The sequence below is a fragment of the Streptosporangium sp. NPDC087985 genome (genome assembly GCF_044741965.1).
Lineage (GTDB): Bacteria > Actinomycetota > Actinomycetes > Streptosporangiales > Streptosporangiaceae > Streptosporangium.
Map to the genome: position 1 here is coordinate 380,743 of NZ_JBIUTQ010000001.1, position 18,334 is coordinate 399,076.

At 69.5% G+C, this 18,334-nt stretch carries 19 protein-coding genes and 1 CRISPR repeat array (1 of these 20 cut by a window edge); of the genes, 15 read left to right on the top strand and 4 right to left on the bottom strand.

Translation table 11 applies throughout. The annotated features are described in order from the left end of the window. Positions 1-71: 71 nt before the first annotated feature. From ACIN94_RS01900 to ACIN94_RS01925, 6 genes are all read left to right on the top strand, one after another. On the top strand, positions 72-1,235 hold the full coding sequence (locus ACIN94_RS01900; protein ID WP_400698234.1) for an acetoin utilization protein AcuC: 1,164 nt from the start codon (positions 72-74) through the stop codon (positions 1,233-1,235). Then, positions 1,168-1,365, top strand: a complete 198-nt coding sequence (locus tag ACIN94_RS01905) for a phosphatase (RefSeq protein ID WP_400698236.1) — start codon at positions 1,168-1,170, stop codon at positions 1,363-1,365. The genes ACIN94_RS01900 and ACIN94_RS01905 overlap by 68 nt, the downstream gene beginning before the upstream one ends. Before the next feature lie 322 nt (positions 1,366-1,687). After that, on the top strand, positions 1,688-1,891 hold the full coding sequence (locus ACIN94_RS01910; RefSeq protein WP_012887307.1) for a helix-turn-helix domain-containing protein: 204 nt from the start codon (positions 1,688-1,690) through the stop codon (positions 1,889-1,891). 284 nt (positions 1,892-2,175) lie between these two features. Further along, positions 2,176-2,274: a 30S ribosomal protein bS22 gene (locus ACIN94_RS01915; protein ID WP_018654693.1), complete on the top strand. Its 99-nt coding sequence runs from the start codon at positions 2,176-2,178 to the stop codon at positions 2,272-2,274. 20 nt (positions 2,275-2,294) lie between these two features. Then, a complete protein-coding gene (locus tag ACIN94_RS01920) occupies positions 2,295-3,320 on the top strand; it encodes an NAD-dependent epimerase/dehydratase family protein (protein WP_400698241.1) in 1,026 nt (341 codons plus the stop codon). Next, entirely contained in the window at positions 3,317-4,204 is an 888-nt protein-coding gene (locus ACIN94_RS01925; RefSeq protein ID WP_400698244.1) for a lysophospholipid acyltransferase family protein, read from the top strand. Before ACIN94_RS01920 ends, ACIN94_RS01925 begins: the two co-directional genes overlap by 4 nt. Before the next feature lie 156 nt (positions 4,205-4,360). Here the strand turns inward: ACIN94_RS01925 and ACIN94_RS01930 are convergent, their stop codons facing one another. The 3 genes from ACIN94_RS01930 to ACIN94_RS01940 all read right to left on the bottom strand — a co-directional run bounded on the left by ACIN94_RS01930 (position 4,361) and on the right by ACIN94_RS01940 (position 6,713). Continuing rightward, positions 4,361-5,227: an HAD family hydrolase gene (locus tag ACIN94_RS01930; RefSeq protein WP_400698246.1), complete on the bottom strand. Its 867-nt coding sequence runs from the start codon at positions 5,225-5,227 to the stop codon at positions 4,361-4,363. An 86-nt stretch (positions 5,228-5,313) separates the two neighbouring features. Further along, positions 5,314-5,985 (bottom strand): DUF5667 domain-containing protein, encoded by a 672-nt coding sequence (locus ACIN94_RS01935; RefSeq protein WP_400698248.1) that lies wholly within the window; start codon positions 5,983-5,985, stop codon positions 5,314-5,316. A 131-nt stretch (positions 5,986-6,116) separates the two neighbouring features. Then, positions 6,117-6,713: a sigma-70 family RNA polymerase sigma factor gene (locus ACIN94_RS01940; RefSeq protein ID WP_400698250.1), complete on the bottom strand. Its 597-nt coding sequence runs from the start codon at positions 6,711-6,713 to the stop codon at positions 6,117-6,119. Between the two features lie 250 nt (positions 6,714-6,963). Here ACIN94_RS01940 and ACIN94_RS01945 point away from each other — a divergent pair, with 250 nt between their 5' ends. Beyond that, the gene (locus ACIN94_RS01945; RefSeq protein ID WP_400698253.1) at positions 6,964-8,772 is read left to right on the top strand and encodes an antibiotic biosynthesis monooxygenase; all 1,809 of its coding nucleotides are present in this window, start codon (positions 6,964-6,966) and stop codon (positions 8,770-8,772) included. Here ACIN94_RS01945 and ACIN94_RS01950 read toward each other — a convergent pair. Continuing rightward, the gene (locus ACIN94_RS01950) at positions 8,762-9,010 is read right to left on the bottom strand and encodes a glutaredoxin family protein (protein WP_400698256.1); all 249 of its coding nucleotides are present in this window, start codon (positions 9,008-9,010) and stop codon (positions 8,762-8,764) included. The two genes, ACIN94_RS01945 and ACIN94_RS01950, sit on opposite strands and share 11 nt — an antisense overlap. 253 nt (positions 9,011-9,263) lie before the next feature. On the opposite strand from ACIN94_RS01950, the gene ACIN94_RS01955 reads away from it, so the two are divergent. The 8 genes from ACIN94_RS01955 (at position 9,264) to ACIN94_RS01990 (ending at position 17,861) form a co-directional block, all read left to right on the top strand. After that, positions 9,264-9,971: a redox-sensing transcriptional repressor Rex gene (locus ACIN94_RS01955; protein WP_400698259.1), complete on the top strand. Its 708-nt coding sequence runs from the start codon at positions 9,264-9,266 to the stop codon at positions 9,969-9,971. A gap of 94 nt (positions 9,972-10,065) precedes the next feature. Then, complete coding sequence (locus tag ACIN94_RS01960) at positions 10,066-11,385, top strand: glutamyl-tRNA reductase (protein ID WP_400698262.1); 1,320 nt, start codon at positions 10,066-10,068, stop codon at positions 11,383-11,385. Then, positions 11,382-12,302 (top strand): hydroxymethylbilane synthase, encoded by a 921-nt coding sequence (hemC, locus tag ACIN94_RS01965; RefSeq protein WP_400698264.1) that lies wholly within the window; start codon positions 11,382-11,384, stop codon positions 12,300-12,302. The genes ACIN94_RS01960 and hemC overlap by 4 nt, the downstream gene beginning before the upstream one ends. Continuing rightward, on the top strand, positions 12,299-13,879 hold the full coding sequence (locus ACIN94_RS01970) for a uroporphyrinogen-III synthase (RefSeq protein ID WP_400698267.1): 1,581 nt from the start codon (positions 12,299-12,301) through the stop codon (positions 13,877-13,879). The genes hemC and ACIN94_RS01970 overlap by 4 nt, the downstream gene beginning before the upstream one ends. Before the next feature lie 123 nt (positions 13,880-14,002). Beyond that, a complete protein-coding gene (hemB, locus tag ACIN94_RS01975) occupies positions 14,003-14,989 on the top strand; it encodes a porphobilinogen synthase (RefSeq protein ID WP_400698270.1) in 987 nt (328 codons plus the stop codon). Between the two features lie 192 nt (positions 14,990-15,181). Continuing rightward, a complete protein-coding gene (locus ACIN94_RS01980; protein WP_400698273.1) occupies positions 15,182-15,823 on the top strand; it encodes a bifunctional DNA primase/polymerase in 642 nt (213 codons plus the stop codon). Between the two features lie 116 nt (positions 15,824-15,939). Further along, positions 15,940-17,259: a glutamate-1-semialdehyde 2,1-aminomutase gene (gene hemL, locus ACIN94_RS01985; RefSeq protein WP_400698276.1), complete on the top strand. Its 1,320-nt coding sequence runs from the start codon at positions 15,940-15,942 to the stop codon at positions 17,257-17,259. 161 nt (positions 17,260-17,420) lie between these two features. Next, positions 17,421-17,861 carry a DNA-binding protein gene (locus ACIN94_RS01990; protein WP_400698279.1) on the top strand — a complete coding sequence of 147 codons (441 nt, stop codon included), beginning with the start codon at positions 17,421-17,423 and terminating at the stop codon, positions 17,859-17,861. 420 nt (positions 17,862-18,281) lie between these two features. Continuing rightward, positions 18,282-18,334: a CRISPR direct-repeat array (repeat unit 28 nt); it runs 1,012 nt beyond the window's last position.

Here is an 18,334-nt window from a genome sequence, read left to right on the forward strand (position 1 = left end):
TGCGGTAACGTCGGCCGGAGTGGGGAGATCATCAGCGGGCGCGCCGCGTCGCGATCAGACAGGGAGGCGCCATGAGCCGGTCCGTGCAGGTTGTCTGGGACGATGCGCTCACCTCGTACGACTTCGGCCCCCGGCATCCGCTCGCGCCCGTCCGGGTCGAGCTGACCATGGCGCTGGCCAGGGAGCTCGGCGTGCTGGACGCGGTGGAGGTGGTCGGCTGCGCGCCCGCCACCGACGACGAGCTGGCGCTGGTCCACAAGCGTGACTACATCGAGGCCGTCAAACGGGTCTCCGCCACCGGGCTGCCCGACCTGGCCCATGGACTCGGCACCGAGGACAACCCCGCCTTCGCCGGGGTGCACGAGGCCTCCGCCCTGATCACCGGGGCGAGCCTGGCCGCGGCCCGCGCGGTCTGGACGGGCGAGGCCGAGCACGCGGTGAACATCGCGGGAGGCCTGCACCACGCGATGGCCGCCCACGCGAGCGGGTTCTGTGTCTACAACGACCCCGCGGCGGCGATCGCCTGGCTGCTGTCGCAGGGCGCCTCCAGGGTCGCCTACGTGGATGTGGACGTCCATCACGGCGACGGCGTCCAGTCGCTGTTCTACGACGACCCCAGAGTCCTCACCATCAGCCTGCACGAGAGCCCCCGCACGCTCTTCCCCGGCACGGGATTCCCCGACGAGCGGGGTGCGGAGGGCACCGCGGTCAACGTGGCGCTGCCCGCCGGATGCGGCGACAGCGGCTGGTTGAGAGCCTTCCACGCGGTGGTGCCGCCGCTGCTGCGGGAGTTCGCCCCCGAGATCCTGGTCACCCAGCACGGCTGCGACAGTCACGCGCTGGACCCGCTGGCCCACCTGATGCTCAGCCTGGACGGCCAGCGCACCGCCTACGCCGCGCTGCACCGGCTGGCCCACGAGACCGCGGGCGGCCGCTGGGTCGTGACCGGCGGCGGGGGATACGAGCTGGTGCAGGTGGTGCCCCGGGCATGGACCCACCTGATCGCCGAGGTCTCCGGGCACCCGCTCGACCCGGCCACCGCCACCCCGCAGGAGTGGCGGAGGCTGGTCAAAGAGCGGACCGGGCAGACGGCCCCGCTGACGCTGACCGACGGGAGAGATCCGGAATTCAGCGATTTCTCCGCCGGTTACGATCCGGCGGACCCGATTGACCGCGCCATCATGGCGACCAGGAAAGCCGTGTTCCCCTTCCACGGACTGGACCCCCTTCCGTGACCGCGAGGACCGCGGCGGTGAAGCGGCAGGCAAGATCGCGGCGGCCGTCCCGCTCGATGACAATGTGCTACCAGGACATTACCGTCCGCTGACGGACCACCTGGTCGAGAGGGTCGTGCGAGCCCTCTGAGACGGGGGATGCGCAAAATGGGTCATCCCTATACGGGCTTTTCGCGCCTGCATTCCGTGGTGCGCGCCGACCGTTTGCCAACTTTTTAATGGTTGTGGGCGACTCTAATAAGAGACGGTTGGTCCGATCTAAGATCAATTTGAGGGGTGTGTTCTGGCTGCTGGCCAGCGAGTTTCTCCGTTTCGCTGACATGAGGCCACAGAGGCTGAGAAAGCAGGGGGTTTGCGCACTCGGAGTCCCGACTTACGCTGACGGCAGTACACGTGCGTGAGCAATGGCACCAGTGGGGATAACCCGGAAACACGTGCGGAAGAGGCGTCCGATGGGTGCAGGCGAAAGACCTCTCAGTGAGGTGAAGTTCCTGACGGTGGCCGAAGTGGCCACGGTCATGAGGGTGTCCAAGATGACTGTGTACCGACTCGTGCATTCGGGCGAGCTGCCGGCCATCCGGGTCGGTCGATCCTTCCGGGTGCCGGAACAGGCGGTGCACGACTATCTCAGGGATGCCTACATCGAGGCTGGTTGAAGCGAGCGAGTCCGGCGCGACGAGCGGACGGAACCGTGAGAAACGAGTCGGCCGCGGGGCCAGCGCGGAGCGGCGAGCGACCAGCGGGTCCGAGTTCCCCGATCAAGCCGTCGCGCGGCGGGCTCATGCTTCAGTGAGGTGGCGACGTGATCGTCACGCTGTGAGTTCCGATACCCGGGATCCCCCCAGGGGAGATCTACCGTGGATCGCCGGTAGTCTGTTGAGCCGGTGTGTTGTTCGCGCACCGGTTTGACAATCTCGGCTACCAGCTACCTGGGGGTCCCGTGGGCTCTGTGATCAAGAAGCGCCGTAAGCGCATGGCGAAGAAGAAGCACCGCAAGCTTCTGAAGAAAACCCGTATTCAGCGGCGTAACAAGAAGTAACGCGGATCTGCGAGGCGCCGATGACCCACACCGTGCTTGTCACCGGGGTCTCGCGCCACATCGGCGCCCGAGTGGCGAGCGTGCTCGCCGCCGACCCGGACATCGACCGGGTCATCGGAGTAGACACGGTGCCGCCGCCCTCGCTCTCACGTGATGGCGGCGTCCCTCTCGGCCGGACGGAGTTCGTCCGAGTCGATCTGCGGAGTCCCGATATCGCCCAGGTGATCGCGGCCGCCGACATCGACACAGTGGTCCACATGAGCCTGGTGAGCGCTCCCCCTCGGGGCGGTGGCCGGACCCTCATGAAAGAGCACAACGTCATCGGCACCATGCAACTGCTCGGTGCCTGTCAGCGGTCCGCGACGGTCCGCCGTGTCGTCGTGCGCTCCACCACCGCGGTGTACGGCTCGTCCCCGCAGGATCCCGCGGTCTTCGCCGAGGACGCGGAGCCGGGCGAGCCGCCGGCCCGGGGATACGCCAAGGACGCCTCGGAGGTCGAGGGATACGTCCGCGGCTTCGCCAGGCGGCGCCGGGACGTGACGGTGTCGACGCTCAGATTCGCCAATTTCATGGGGCCCGGCGTCGACTCGCCGCTGACCCGTTACTTCACCCAGCCCGTCCTGCCGACCGTGTTCGGCTTCGACCCCCGGCTGCAGTTCGTCCACGAGGACGACGCGGTCGAGGTGCTCAGACGGATGGCGATGGAGAATCACCCCGGCACGTTCAACGTGGCCGGAGACGGCGTGCTCCTGCTCTCGCAGTGCGCCCGCAGGGCGGGCCTGTTCTCCCTGCCCGTGCCCTCCTCCACCTTCCGCCTCCTGGGGGATCTCGCCCGCGGCGCCGGGCTGGTCGACTTCTCCCCCGAGCAGCTCCGCCTGATGTGCCACGGCCGGGTGGTGGACACCACCCGGCTGACCGCCGCACTCGGCTGGAAGCCCACCTTCTCCACCGCCGCCGCCTTCGAGGACTTCATCCGGGCCCGGGACCTGGCCGGCGGACTTCCCGTCGCCATGATGGATCTGCTGTCCCACGCGGTGGCGAGGTGACCGACACGGCAGGCGATCAGGAGTCTCCGCGCGCCGAGGACGACGGCCGCGGCCTCGCCGAACTGTTCGCCTTCCTGCGCCACCGCATCACCGGGCAGTACGAGGTCGACGAGTTCGGCTTCGACGCCGAGCTCACCGACAAGGTGATGCTCGAACTGGTCCGCCCGCTCTACCGGCACTGGTTCCGCGTGGAGACCGTCGGCATGCACAACGTGCCCGACGACTCCGGCGCCCTCGTCGTGGCCAACCACTCGGGCACCGTCCCGCTGGACGCGCTCATGCTCCAGGTGGCGCTGCACGACGACCACCCCGAGCACCGTGCGCTCCGGCTCCTCGGCGCCGACCTGGTCTACCGGCTCCCGCTGCTCGGTCACCTGTCCCGCAAGACCGGTCACACCCTGGCCTGCCGCGACGACGCCGACCGCCTGCTCCGCAAGGGCGAGCTCGTCGGTGTCTTCCCCGAAGGGTTCAAGGGCGTCGGCAAGCCGTTCTCCGAGCGCTACAGGCTGCAGCGTTTCGGGCGCGGGGGCTTCGTCGCCTCCGCCATCCGCGCCGGAGTCCCGATCGTCCCCTGCGCCATCGTGGGTGCCGAGGAGATCTACCCCAAGATCGGCGACCTGCCTCTCCTGGCCAGGGCCCTCGGCCTGCCGTACCTGCCGATCACTCCGCTGTTCCCCTGGCTCGGGCCCCTCGGCCTGGTGCCGCTGCCGTCGAAGTGGGTGATCGGTTTCGGCGAGCCCATCCGCACCGACGAGTTCGATCCCGCCGACGCCGACGACCCCATGCTGGTCTTCAACCTCACCGACCAGGTCCGCGAGGTCATCCAGCAGCAGCTGAACGAGCTCCGCCTCCGGCGCGGCCACGCCTTCCCACCTCTCTTCTGACCGCTCCCGCTGCTCGCCGTCGGGGATTCAGCGCAGTCTTGGGCTGCGCTCCAGGCCGATCAGGGCAAGAAGGTCGTCCATCATGTCTTCGAAGAGGGGCTCGTATGTCGCGGGGGGGGGACGGCGAAGGGGCCGGGGCGGTCGCCGTATGGGGGGTTACCGGGCGCGGTAGTGGCGGCGGAAGGCGACGGCGGCTGCGATGCCGCCGGCGACGGCGCCGGCGCTCGCGGCGATGGGCAGGGCGATCATGGTGGCCTTGCGGCCGGTGCGGAAGTCCTTGACCTCCCACTGGTGCTGGCGGGCGTGGTCGCGCAGCTCGGCGTCGGGGTTGATCGCGGTGGGGTTGCCGACCAGGGAGAGCAGCGGCAGGTCGTTGGCCGAGTCGCTGTAGGCGGAGCAGCGGGACAGGTCGAGGCCCTCCCGGCGGGCCAGTGCCCGGACCGCCTCCGCCTTGGCCGGGCCGTGGAGCAGGTCGCCGACCAGGCGGCCGGTGTAGACGCCGTCCACGGCCTCGGAGACGGTGCCGAGCGCGCCGGTCAGGCCGAGGCGCTGGGCGATCACACGGGCGAGCTCCACCGGGGTCGCGGTGACCAGCCAGACGCGCTGACCGGCGTCCAGGTGGCTCTGGGCGAGGGCGCGGGTGCCGGGCCAGATCCGGTCGGCCATGGCCTCGTCGAAGATCTCCTCACCGAGACGGACGATGTCCTCCACCTTGCTGCCCGCCACGAACGCCAGCGCGGTCTCCCTGGCCTGGGCGATGTGCTCGGGGTTCTCGTCGCCGCGGACCCGGAACATCGCCTGGCCGAACGCGAACTTGAGCAGGTCCTTGGTGGTGAACAGGCCGCGCGAGGCCAGGCCGCGGGCGAAGTGGTAGATCGAGGCTCCGCGCATCATGGTGTTGTCGACGTCGAAGAAGGCGGCGGCGGTCGGGTCGGGATCGACCATCGGCATCGCGACGGCTGCCGCGGCCGCGACCTCTCCGGCCGTCTCCGCGTCGTCCCGCCGTCGTATCAGCCGTCTCATAGCCTCCCAGCTTAACCGGCACAGGCGGGTGAAATCGGGTTACATCGAGCTGGCGGATGCTGATGTCGCGGAAGTGGTGAGCGCCCCTAGTCGGGCGGGGCCAGGCCCTCGATGTAGTTGAGATAGCCGTGGGCCCGGCGCTGCTGTTCCACGTCCATCTTGGGGAGCATCCCCTCGATCTGGTGGCGCTGCTTCTGGACGAAACGCTTGAGCTGGCCGGTGCTCTTCGCGTCGCTTTTCGCGTCGCGGCGTCTCACCCGGGTGAGAGAGGTGATCGCGGAGCGGGTGGTGTTCTCCATGTCCTGGAGGGTCTCCTTGATCAGGTGGTTCTCGCGGCGGGTGGAGCCGAGGAGTTCCTCGATCTCGTGGGCACGGGTCTCCGCGTAGTCGAAGGAGCGGCCCGCTCGCTCGGCGTCGTCGGTGCTCAGATGGAACAGCGTGCTCTCGGCGGCGCGCTTGAGCGGGTAGAGCGTGTCCCCGGGCATCGACCTGTAGGTCGCCAGCCCCGCCATGACCATCGTGACCACCAGGCCCAGACTCAGGAACTGGGGCAGCAGGCTCAGACGGACCCTCGGACGTTCCGGGACGGCCCGCTCGGCGGGAGGGTCCTCCTGGTTGGACGCGTCCAGGAGGCGCTCGCGGAACTCGGAGCGGAACTCCGGGCGGGGGCCGCCCCCCATCCGGATGCCGAGCATCGACACACGATTCTGGATGCGCGCCTGCGATCTCCGTGAGATTCCGGGCAGCCACTTACCCATGAACGCTCCCTGCCGCCCCCAGATCATGATCCATCGGTGTCACTTGCCTAACGACGGCTCGGCGCGCCGGGTTACGCACCGGGTCGGCATCGGCATGCCGGTCAAAGTCATTATCGGCACGCGGGTCGAAGTCAGCTGAGGTCTGGGGGGAGAGCGCGGGCGAGAGCCCGGATCGCCCGGAACTGCAGCGCCTTGATCGCTCCGCTCTTCTTGCCCATGATGAGCGCGGTCTCCGCCAGCGACATGCCGTGCAGGAACCGCAGGACCACACACTCCTGCTGCTCGGGGCTGAGACCCCGGACGGCGCCGAGAACCCGGTCGTTGACCATCGCCGTGACGACGGCGTTCTCCGGGATGTGCGGGCCGTCGAGCGGGGTGTCGATCACCTTGGCCGTCGAGACCTCAAGACGGTACCTGCCGGACTTGAAGTGATCGGTGATCAGGTTCCTGGCGATGGTCACGAGCCAGGCCCCGAAATCACGTCCCTGCCAGGTGAAGTCCGCGATCCGGCGGAGCGCGCGGAGGAAGGTCTCACTCGTGAGGTCCTCGGCCAGCGGATGGGACCCGACCCGGAAGTAGACGTAGCGGTAGACGAGATCGAGATAGCGGTCGTAGAGCGTGCCAAAGGCGTCCGTGTCTCCGGTTTTGGCGCGCAGAACGAGCCTCCGGAGATCCTCCGAGGCGTCCTCGCGTGTGGCGAGCTCGTTCCTGCGGACAGGCTGGGCCACCCCGGAAGCGGTGGGGAGAGGCCCGGCGAATGGCCACGTGTCTGGCATCCGGTATCCCTTGGGGGAGGGGGTACGGCGTGCTCGATCACTCTAGAAATGAACCTGAAATTCCACAATCTACTTCGTAACGTCATGACTAGCGGTAATTGGACGATAACGTGTGAGGCCGGTTGTTTCTACCGGGGGCACAGGGCCGTCTACCAGTCCGGCTACCGGTTGGGGGGTAATGTCCGGCAGCATTGGAGGCACCATGGAAGTCCTCGTCGCTGTCATCGCGTTTGCCGGTGCGTTACTCGCAGCCATAGCCACAGTCGCCCTCGTCCGTCAGCTCCGGGAGGAGCCCAAGGGGTGGCTGATCGCCTGGAGCGTTACGACGGCGGCACTCTGTCTGTCGCTCACAGTAGTCGCCACCGGCTATTTAACCGGTTTCGGGTCAGCCACCTTCCGGATCTACCAGGTGACCGGCTCCCTGCTGGCCCCCCTGTGGCTGGCCGTCGGGGTCGTCCAGCTCGTGGCGCGCAAGTCCAGCCCCAAGTTCGCCTCCTGGCTCCTGGGCATCGCACTCACCGTCGTCGCCTCGGTGATCATGATGGTCGACCCGATCCCGGACACGGACTTCACCAAGGCCCTCCCGTCCGGCGGCAGCCTCTGGGGGCTGGCGCCGACCTACGTGCTCTGGGCCGCCCACCTGGTCGTCGTGCTCATCCTGCTGGGCGGCATCGCGTTCGCGGTCATGCGCTGGCGCGACGGTGACGACTACGACGCGGACAACATGCACGCGCTCCTGGCGCTCGGCCCGACCGGCCTGGCCCTGATCGGTGCCATGAGCTTCGCGGTCCCGGGAATGTTCACCGCGCTGCTCCTCTGTGTCACCGCCGCCGCGGTCTGGTACGTCGTGCTCCGCCCGCTCGCGCCCTACGAGGACGACGACGAGGACGAGGACGACGACTGGGAGGACGAGCGGCGGCCGGTCGGCCGGCGTGCGCCCTCCGATCCGCCCCGGGACGTGCAGGTCGCGGGCCGTCGCGCCCTGCCGGAGGACTCTCCGCGACGCTCGGGTCTCGGCGACCTGGTGGCCGAATACCGGGCGGGCGAGCAGGACGTCGACTACGCGGCGCGCATGCAGCCGCAGCCCGCCGTCCAGGGCGACCCCTTCGGCGGCCCCGCCACCGGCACCTTCATGGCGGGTGAGTACGGCATGCCGTCCCCCCACCAGTCCGCCGGCGGTGAATACACCCTGCAGCCCCCCGCCACCGGCCATTTCGGCATGCCGCCCGGCCACCAGCCGACCGGCGAGTACGACATCCCGCTCAACGAGTACGGCAGGCCCGCGGCTCCCGGCGTCGGCGAGTACGGCGAGTACGGCGAGTACGGCAGGTCCGCCGATCCGGCCGGTCCCAGCACCGGCGAGTTCGCCCTGCCCGACGCGGGCTACGGTGCTCTGCCCGGCGGCAGCCTCCAGCCCATGTCCGCCGAACAGGCGTTCGGCGCCCCGGCCGGATACGGCCAGGACGCCGCTTACGGGTCCGGCAGGTCGCCCGGTCACGCTCAGGATCCCCTCGATCGGGGACGCGGCGGCGCTCCGGGATACGGTCAGACCCCGGACCGGGGTTTCGGCGGTGTCCCCGGTTACGGTCAGGCTTCCGACCCGGGGTTCGGCGGCTCGCCCGTGACCGGTTCCATGTATCCGGGCGCGGCCGAGCAGCAGGGCGGCTCCTCCCGCCCGTCACCGAGCATCTTCGGCCTGCTGACGGTCTTCACCCTGATCGACGGCACCGGCGAGCTGTTCGACCGGCTGGCCGAGGAGACGGTCGAGGCCGTCCGGCTCTCCGAACCCGACACGCTCGTCTACGTGTGTCACTCGGTGAAGTCGGCCCCGCTCCAGCGCATCGTCTACGAGCTCTATCGCGACGAGGTCGCCTACACCGAACACCAGCGCCAGCCGCACGTGGAGCGTTTCGTCAGCCAGCGGCAGACCACGGTGCTCGCCACCAACGTGATCGAGCTCAACGTGAACGCCGCGAAGGTGATGCCGCTTCCGACGGCCTTCAGGATCTGAGCGCGGCGCGGAGGCGGTTCTCGTCGACGCGCCAGAAGTCGTGCTGGATCCCGTCGATGAGGGTGACCGGGATCATCTCCCCGTAGGCGGCCTGGTCCTCCGCCGAGGCGGTGATGTCGCGTTCCTCCCAGGGAACGCCCAGCTCCGTGGCGACCCGGTTGATCACCTTCCGCGCTTCGTCGCACAGGTGACAGCCGGGCTTGCCGAGCAATGTGATGCGGTGGTCCTGCGGTGTCATGCCCGTCACGGTAGCCGAGTCGCGAGTATGGACAGGTGATCCTCTTTCCAGAGTCCGGGGGGAGAGCATCCGGGCTCCGAGCGGTCGCGGGGGAGTAACGGTCCCTCCGCAGGTGAGGGGCGCTCTCCAGCCCCGTGAGCCCCCACTTTGTGCATCGGTTCACAAAGGGACTAACCTGAAAGACCGTGGCCTCACCTTGTTATCCGTCGCGTCCGGGCCGCGCCGGCCGCCTGTCCCCCTGGAGTTCCGGCACGTGATCCGCCGTCTGTCCCAAGCTCGTGAACGTGGCATTCCCGAGGCGACCGTCGCCCGGCTGCCGCTCTATCTGCGCGCGCTGAACGGCATGGCTGAGCGGGGTCTGGCCACCGTGAGCTCGGAGGACCTGGCCGGCGCCGCCGGGGTCAACTCGGCCAAGCTCCGTAAGGACCTCTCCCATCTGGGCTCCTACGGCACCCGCGGGGTCGGCTACGAGGTCGAATATCTCATCTACCAGATCTCCCGCGAGCTGGGCCTGACCCAGGACTGGGCCGTCGCCATCGTGGGAGTGGGTAACCTCGGTCGTGCACTGGCCAACTACGGTGGCTTCGTCTCCCGCGGATTCCGGGTCGCCGCTCTTCTCGACGCCGACCCCGAAGTGGTGGGCGATCATATCGCGGGATTGAATGTGGAGCACATCGACGAGATGGAAGCCGTGATAAAGCGGCGGGGAGTGTCGATCGTGGTGCTCGCGACACCCGCGGCGGCGGCCCAGCAGGTGGCCGACCGGGTCATCGCCGCAGGGGTCACCAGCATTCTGAACTTCGCCCCCGTCGTACTTACGGTCCCTGAAGGCGTCGATATCCGTAAAGTCGACCTATCGATTGAATTGCAGATCCTGGCGTTCCACGAACAGCGTAAAACGGATCGGATGACTGGGGGGCCCGCAATGGCCGAGGAGTGGCCCGAGGCGGTGGACCTGTGAGCGAGCGCGAGAAGCGAGCCCGGGGACCCCGCGTTTTCCGTAAGGACACGGTGGATCGGGCCCTTTCACGTCAGTGGAGAGCCGGGGAAGGCCGATGAGCGTTCTCGTTGTCGGCCTCAGCCACCGCACGGCCCCGGTGGCCCTGCTGGAGCGGGTCTCCGTCTCCGGTGACGCGCTGGTCAAGCTGCTCCACGATGTTCAGCAGGACGCCTCCGTCGCCGAGGTCATGGCCGTCTCGACCTGCAACCGGGTCGAGGTCTACGCCGAGGTGGACCGCTTCCACGCCGCGGTGACCGCGATCTCCGACCGGCTCAGCGTCCACTCGGGCGTTCCCCTGGAGCAGCTGTCGAACCATCTCTACGTGCACTACGAGGACCGGGCTGTCGAGCACCTGTTCTCGGTCGGTTCGGGGCTCGACTCGATGGTCCTCGGCGAGGGGCAGATTCTCGGCCAGGTCCGGTCCGCACTCAAGCTCGCCCAGGAACAGGGCACGCTCGGTCCGGCGCTCAACGAGCTCGTCCAGCAGGCACTGAGGGTGGGCAAACGCTCCCACGCCGAGACCGGCATCGACCGGGCCGGCGCCTCTCTCGTGGGCGTGGGGCTCACCCTCGCCGAGCGCGTCCTCGGCCCGATCCAGGGCAGGCGCGCCCTGGTGGTCGGCGCGGGCTCGATGAGCGCCCTGTCGGCCGCGACCCTGCAGCGTGCGGGCGTCACCGACATCGTGGTGGTCAACCGGACCCACGACCGTGCGGTACGGCTGGCCCAGACGGTGGGCGGCCGGGCCGCCGAGTTCGGTGACCTGCCGCGGGAGCTGGCCGAGGCCGACCTGGTCATCTCGTGCACCGGTGCCACCGACGTGGTCATCACCGCCGACATGATGGTGGCCAGGGAGATGTTCCTGCTGGACCTCGCCCTGCCGCACGACGTGGACCCCGCCGTACGGCAGCTGCCCGGCGTCACCCTCGTCGACCTGGAGTCGATGCAGAACGGCGGGATCGACGCGGACACCGACGACGGCGGCCGCGCCGAGGCGGTCACCGCCGTGAGCGGGATCGTCGCCGCCGAGGTGGCGGCCTATCTGTCCGCCGAGCGCGCCGCACGGGTGACCCCGACCGTGGTCGCGCTGCGGAGCAAGGCGGCGGACGTGGTCGAGGCGGAGCTCGGACGGCTCGTCGCGCGGCTCCCCGAGCTCGACGGGCGGGTCCGGGACGAGGTCACACAGACAATCAGGCGAGTGGTCGACAAATTGCTCCATGAGCCCACCGTGCGTGTCAAACAGCTCGCTGAGTCTCCGGCAGGCGATCATTATGCGGAGGCGTTGCGTGAGCTGTTCAACCTGGACCCGAAGGTCCCCCGTGCGGTGAGAAGCATCGGAAAGGTCGACTCGGAAACAATCAAGGAGGTGGGCAGGTGAGCAGCTTTTCCTCTCTGCTCAGGATGGGCACGAGGCGGAGCCTCATGGCGACGACCCAGTCGGGACTGGTCGCCCGCCGGCTCACCGAGCTGACCGGCCAGGCCGTCGAACTCGTCGGCGTCACCACCTTCGGCGACGTGACCAAGGCCAACCTCACCCAGCTCGGCGGGACGGGCGTCTTCGTCAGCGCGCTGCGCGACAAGCTGATCGAGGGCGAGATCGACTTCGCGGTCCACTCGCTCAAGGATCTTCCCACCACGCAGGACCCGCGCGTGGTCATCGCGGCGATCCCGCCGCGTGACGACCACAGGGACGCGCTGATCGGTACGGCGAAGCTGGCCGACCTGCCGCCCGGCGCGAAGATCGGCACAGGGGCTCCGCGCAGAGTCTCCCAGCTCAGAGTGGTCCGTCCCGACCTCGAATACGTCCCGATCCGCGGTAACGCCGAAACCCGGATCGGCAAGGTCACCTCCGGCGAGCTGCAGGGCGTCGTGCTGGCCGCGGCCGGACTCGGACGGCTGGGCCGCGAGGCCGAGATCTCCCAGATCTTCGAGGTGGAGGAGATTCTCCCGGCACCCGGGCAGGGTGCGCTGGCCGTGGAGTGCCGGGCCGACCGGACCGACCTCATCGAGTTCCTGAGCGTGCTCGACGACGCCCGGACGCGCGCCGCGGTGACCGCCGAGCGTATGGTGCTCAACACCCTGGAGGCGGGGTGCGCGGCCCCCGTGGGTGCGTATTCGTTCGTTGACGGGCAGAATCTAATTCTGACCGCCGCTGTCGTCGCCGTCGACGGCAGCCGTGCGGTGCGCAAGTCCGCCGCCGGGACCCTTTCGGCGCCCGTGGATCTCGGTCGCGACCTCGCGGCCGAGATGATCGCCGAAGGGGCAGGCACGTTGATAGGGGAGCGAGCACATTGAGCTCCGGAAGTACCACCTTCGAGCGCCCTGCCGGATCCGTCGCCTTCGTGGGCGCGGGACCCGGTGACGAGGGCCTGCTCACGCTCCGTGGCGCCGAACTGCTGTCAAGAGCCGATGTCGTCGTGCTCAACCGGGAGGCGTACGGCGCGCTGCTGCGCCACTGCCGGGAGGATGTCGAGATCGTGGACGTGGCCGAGGAGGACGCGGTCTCGCTGAAGGCTGTCACCGCGGCCAAGGGCGGGCGCGACGTCGTGCGACTCTGCGCCGGCGACCCGATGTTCTTCTCCTCGATCACCGAGGAGGTCGCGGCCTGTGCCAAGGCGGAGGTGGACTTCGAGATCGTGCCGGGCGTGCCCCCGGCGACCGCGGTGCTCACCTACGCGGGCATCCCCGCGGCGGTGGCGGTGCCGGAGTTCCGGGTCGTGGACGCGACCCAGGTCGACAACTGGGCCACCCACGCGGCGAGTGCCGGCACCCTCGTGATCTACAACGGTGTCTCCTGCGCCCCCGCGATCGGCAAGGCGCTCGTCGCCGCGGGCCGTCCGGACTCGACGCCGGTCGCGGTCAGCAGCGCGGGGACCACCACCGAGCAGTACACCGTGGTGACCACACTCGGCCGGATGGCGCCCGACCTCAAGCACGCCGGGATGACCGAGCCCGCGTTGATCGTGGTCGGTGAGGCCGTCGGCATGCGGGACCGGCTGTCGTGGTTCGAGACCAAGCCGCTGTTCGGCTGGCGGGTGCTCATGCCCAGGACCAAGGAGCAGTCGGCCGGCCTGATCGAGCAGCTGCGCTCCTACGGCGCGGTGCCCGAAGAGGTCCCCACGATCTCCGTCGAGCCGCCGCGTACCCCGCAGCAGATGGACCGGGCGATCAAGGGCCTGGTCACCGGCCGCTACGAGTGGGTGGCGTTCACCAGCGCGAACGCGGTCAAGGCCGTGCGCGAGAAGTTCGAGGAGTACGGCCTGGACGCCCGCGCGTTCGCCGGGCTCAAGGTCGCGGCCGTGGGCGAGGCCACCGCACGGGCGCTGGTGCAGTTCGGCGTCAAGCCGGACCTGATGCCGTCGGGCGAGCAGTCGTCGGAAGGCCTGCTGGCCGAGTGGCCACCGTACGACTCGATGCTCGACCCGATCAACCGGGTACTGCTGCCCCGGGCTGACATCGCGACCGAGACGCTGGTCGCCGGGCTGATCGAGCTCGGCTGGGAGTGCGACGACGTGACCGCCTACCGGACGGTCCGCGCGGCGCCGCCGCCCGCACCGATCCGGGAGGCCATCAAGGGCGGCGGGTTCGACGCGGTGCTGTTCACCTCGTCGAGCACCGTGCGCAACCTGGTGGGCATCGCGGGCAAGCCGCACAACGTCACGGTCATCGCCGTGATCGGGCCGCAGACCGCCAAGACGGCGGAGGAGTTCGGGCTCCGCGTCGACGTGATGGCCGACAAACCGTCGGCTTCGGCCCTCGCGGCCGCGCTGGCCGAGTATGGTGCGAAGCAGCGGCAGGCCGCGCTCGCGGCCGGGGACGTTCCTCGCAGGCCCTCCCAGACCCGCCGAGGAGCCCGGCGCCGCGCCAAGTAATCTGGAACTGTCGCGGACGCCCTCGTATGAGGCGTCCGTGACGGTTCCCGTGAGCTCAGAGAGCACATCCGAACACGGCCCCCCGGTTCCCGCTCCCCTATGACCGGGGCAGAGGGAGAGATCATGACTGCCCAGTTCCCTGTCGCCCGTCCGCGCAGGCTCCGCCGTACGGCGGCGATGCGACGGATGGTCGCCGGAACCAGGTTGCACCCGGCGGAGCTGGTGCTGCCGATGTTCGTCAAGGAGGGCATCGACGGGCCGCACCCGATCGGCTCGATGCCCGGGGTGTTCCAGCACACCCGTGACTCGCTGCGTAAGGCCGCCCACGAGGCGGCCGAGGCGGGGGTCGGCGGCCTGATCCTGTTCGGCGTGCCCGCGGTGAAGGACGCCCGCGGGTCGGCGGCCGACGACCCGGACGGGATCGTCCAGCGGGCCGTGGCCGATCTGGTCTCCGACGTGGGTGACGCGATGGTCGTGATGACCGACACGTGCCTAGACGAGTTCACCGACCACGGGCACTGCGGCATCCTGACGCCCGAGGGCGAGGTCGACAACGACGCCACCCTGGAGCGTTACGCCGCCGCCGCGGTGGCCCAGGCCCGTGCGGGGTCGCAGGTCATCGCGCCCAGCGGCATGATGGACGGCCAGGTCGCCGCGATCCGCGCGGCGCTGGACGGCGACGGCTTCGAGCAGATCCCGATCCTGGCCTACTCGGCGAAGTACGCCTCGGCCTTCTACGGGCCGTTCCGGGAGGCGGCCGAGTGCGCGCCGCAGTTCGGCGACCGCAACGCCTACCAGCAGGACGCGGCCGGGCCGGTCGGCGAGGCGCTGCGCGAGGTGCGGCTGGATCTCGACGAGGGTGCCGACGCCGTGATGGTCAAGCCGGCGCTGGCCTACCTCGACATCCTGCGCCAGGTGCGTGACGCGGTGGACGTGCCGGTGGCCGCCTACCAGGTCAGCGGGGAGTACGCCATGGTCGAGGCCGCCGCGGCGAACGGCTGGATCGACCGGGACCGGGTGATCATGGAATCGCTGGTCGCGATCCGCCGGGCCGGGGCGGACATGATCCTCACCTACTGGGCGACCGAGGTGGCCAGGAAGCTCCGGTGAGACCAGCGGCACATGCCGAGAACTGGGGGTTTGCCGCTTGCTCCTGTGGTCGGTGCGTTAGAGTGCGAAGACCGGTGCGGATGTGTTCCAGGTGACGTAGACCCTGGCTGTCTGACTTCTCTTTGCTGACCAGAATGTGGGTACGTCATCACATCCGAGGGCACCCGGGATGGGCAGACGACGGAGGACACAATGGTGGGCGTACCGCTGACTCGTCGTGGCAGACGACGTACTCATCCGAAGCAGATGATCGGTTCCGTGCTGGAGTACGCCGCCCTGGGCTGGGCGAGCTGTCCCGGCGCGCGGCCGCTGCGGGGCGGTTCCCGCGCCTGTTCCTGTGACCGGGTCGGCTGTCCCGACCCGGGCGCCCATCCGCTCTCGCGGGCCTGGCAGATGGAGGCCACGACCGATCCGGCCCTGCTCACCCACTGGTGGCAGCGGGATCCCGAGGCGAACGTGATCCTTCCCACCGGCCGCGTCTTCGACGTCTTCGACGTACCGGCCCAGGCGGGGCTCACCGCCCTCGCGAGTATGGAGGCCGCCGGATCGGCAACGGGCCCGGTCGCCACGGATGGCGACCGGGTCCTTTTCTATGTGGCCACGCGCAACATGTCCGAGGACGAGGACGAATGGTGGTCCTGCCCCCTCGACTTCGGCCCGGCGACCATCGACGAGATGCCCGGCCTGCGCTGGCACTGCCGCGACAGCTACGTCCTCGCCCCGCCCTCGGTCCTGCCCTCCGGCAGTGTCGCCTCCTGGCTCCGCCCCCCGGACGGCCGCCCGCTGCCCGACCCGCTCCGTGTCCTGGACGTGCTCGCCGACGTCTGCGACTAGACGTCAGAAGCCGGGGAACGGAGCCATCCGGCTTGGTGTGATCAGGTTCATGGGGATTTTTGGTGGTAAATCACCAGCGTGCGGTCCGATGGTCACCGGTTCTGGCGGAGCCTGCCATGGCCGTGACTACCCTGGAGGGCGTGAGCCGTACTGAGAACTCTGAGGACCTGTTCGCCCGCGCACGTGAGATCGTCCCGGGAGGTGTCAACTCCCCGGTCCGCGCCTTCGGCGCCGTCGGCGGGACCCCCCGCTTCATGGCCTCCGGCCAGGGGCCCTACATCACCGACGTGGACGGCAACCGCTACGTGGACCTGGTCTGCTCCTGGGGGCCGATGATCCTCGGGCACCGGCACCCGGCCGTGGTGGAGGCACTGCAGGAGGCCCTCGCGGCGGGCACCTCGTTCGGCACGGCGACGCCCGGCGAGGTCGAGCTCGCCGAGGAGATCGTCGCCCGGATGGACCCGGTGGAGAAGGTCCGCCTGGTCAGCTCCGGCACCGAGGCCACCATGTCCGCCGTACGGCTGGCCCGCGGCTTCACCGGCCGGTCCAAGGTCGTCAAGTTCGCCGGCTGCTACCACGGCCACGTGGACGCCCTGCTCGCCTCCGCCGGGTCCGGCCTGGTCACCTTCGGCCTGCCCGACACCCCCGGCGTGACCGGCGCCTCGGCCGCTGACACCGTGGTGCTGCCCTACAACTCGATCGAGGCCGTGACCGAGGCCTTCCAGACCTTCGGCGCCGAGATCGCCTGCGTGATCACCGAGGCCTGCCCGGCCAACATGGGCGTCGTCCCGCCGCTGGACGGGTTCAACGCGAAGCTGCGCGAGCTCTGCACCGCGCACGGCGCCCTGCTGATCATCGACGAGGTGCTCACCGGCTTCCGCGTGTCGGAGGCGGGCTGGTACGGCCTCGACCCGGTGGACGCCGACCTGATGACCTTCGGCAAGGTCATGGGCGGCGGCCTGCCCGCCGCCGCGTTCGGTGGCCGTGCCGACGTGATGGCCCACCTCGCGCCCGAGGGCCCGGTCTACCAGGCCGGCACCCTGTCCGGTAACCCGCTGGCCTGCGCCGCCGGTCTGGCCACCCTGCGCGCCTGCGACGACGACGTCTACGACCGGGTCGACGCCGCGGCCCTGATCATCGGCCGTGCCGCCGCCGACGCCCTGGCTGCCGCCGGGGTGCCGCACCGCCTGCAGCGCGCCGGCAGCCTGTTCTCCATCTTCTTCACCGAGGACCAGGTCACCGACTTCGCGGGTGCCCAGAAGCAGAACACCGCCGCCTACCGGGCGTTCTTCCACGCCATGCTCGACCAGGGCGTCTACCTGCCCCCGTCGGCCTACGAGGCCTGGTTCCTGTCGGCCGCCCACGACGACGAGGCACTGTCCCGCATCGCCGAAGCCCTTCCCCTCGCCGCCAAGGCCGCCGCCCAGGCGTCCTGACCAGGGCCCCTGCCCCGGAAACTACCGGGGCAGGGGGCATTCTCGTTGCTCCCGCCGGTCGCTGGGCAGGGAAGGTCGTATCCTGGGGCCTCGCCTCTAGTAAACAAACTGTTTGCTCTGTTTTGTTGACAACGCTTCGTTGAAGCGATCATTCTGGTCGCATGAATACCGAGTCCGATCGGTCGTCCGATCCCTTCACCCCTCCCGATCCGGGCAAGGCGCGAGCGCATCGGGTGTACGCGTCCCTCTTCCGTATCGCCGAGCGGCACGCGGCCACCGAGGCCCAGCGTTCCCGGCAGGTTCACCCCGATGTCCTCGGCCCGCACGAGGCCATCAGGCTCGTGTCATTCCTCGCGGGTGGCAGTGCGCAGGTGGAGGACGGCGAGCCGGAGGTGGACAACGCCGACATCACCGCCGCTCTGACCCTGCTCCCGCTGGCGCGCGCGGAGATGGACCAGTTGGAGGCCGGTCTCCTGCTGATGGCCCGGGGGCGCGGTCTCACCTGGCAGGAGATCGCGTTCGGCCTGGGGCTGGGCACGTCCCAGGCCGCCAGGCAGCGCTATGAACGGCTGGCGGGACGCGTGGGCGCCGACACGGACTAGGTTCCCGGGCTGGGTTTGCAGCCCTGCGTATAGCCGGCCGGGTATGCGTTCGCGCTGCGGGTGTTCTGGCTTGCCGGTGTTCGCGCTGCGGTGGGCGACTGAAGTGGCCGGTCTCCGGTTCGCGCTGCGGTGGGCGGGTGTTCCGGCCGGCCGTCTCAGTTGCTGTCTCGTTTTTCAGGCCTCCGGCCTGGCGGGCGCGCTGGTTTCGGTTCTTTAATACGCCGGCCGGAACACCCACCCACCTCCGCGCACCCCGGCCTCGCCGTACGGCCCGCAGACCGTAGCCGCTCCCTTTCGGACCGCCCAGTGTTCTCCGTACGGCTGAAGCAATCCCCTCGGGTCCGGTTCGGGGCGCGGCGCCGTAGCTGACGCCTTCCTGTCGAAAGGAGCGCAGGGCCGATCACCGTAGGGGTCGGTAACGGGACCATCCCCGCGTGCGTGGGGAGCACCGCCCGGACCGCGTCGTCGCCGGC

Coding starts and splice junctions, on each gene's coding strand:
- ACIN94_RS01900 (WP_400698234.1), top strand. CDS start 72: ATGAGCCGGTCCGTGCAGGTTGTCTGGGACGATGCGCTCACCTCGTAC.
- ACIN94_RS01910 (WP_012887307.1), top strand. CDS start 1,688: ATGGGTGCAGGCGAAAGACCTCTCAGTGAGGTGAAGTTCCTGACGGTG.
- ACIN94_RS01920 (WP_400698241.1), top strand. CDS start 2,295: ATGACCCACACCGTGCTTGTCACCGGGGTCTCGCGCCACATCGGCGCC.
- ACIN94_RS01930 (WP_400698246.1), bottom strand. CDS start 5,227: ATGAGACGGCTGATACGACGGCGGGACGACGCGGAGACGGCCGGAGAG.
- ACIN94_RS01935 (WP_400698248.1), bottom strand. CDS start 5,985: ATGGGTAAGTGGCTGCCCGGAATCTCACGGAGATCGCAGGCGCGCATC.
- ACIN94_RS01945 (WP_400698253.1), top strand. CDS start 6,964: ATGGAAGTCCTCGTCGCTGTCATCGCGTTTGCCGGTGCGTTACTCGCA.
- ACIN94_RS01950 (WP_400698256.1), bottom strand. CDS start 9,010: ATGACACCGCAGGACCACCGCATCACATTGCTCGGCAAGCCCGGCTGT.
- ACIN94_RS01960 (WP_400698262.1), top strand. CDS start 10,066: ATGAGCGTTCTCGTTGTCGGCCTCAGCCACCGCACGGCCCCGGTGGCC.
- hemB (WP_400698270.1), top strand. CDS start 14,003: ATGACTGCCCAGTTCCCTGTCGCCCGTCCGCGCAGGCTCCGCCGTACG.
- ACIN94_RS01980 (WP_400698273.1), top strand. CDS start 15,182: ATGGTGGGCGTACCGCTGACTCGTCGTGGCAGACGACGTACTCATCCG.
- hemL (WP_400698276.1), top strand. CDS start 15,940: ATGGCCGTGACTACCCTGGAGGGCGTGAGCCGTACTGAGAACTCTGAG.
- ACIN94_RS01990 (WP_400698279.1), top strand. CDS start 17,421: ATGAATACCGAGTCCGATCGGTCGTCCGATCCCTTCACCCCTCCCGAT.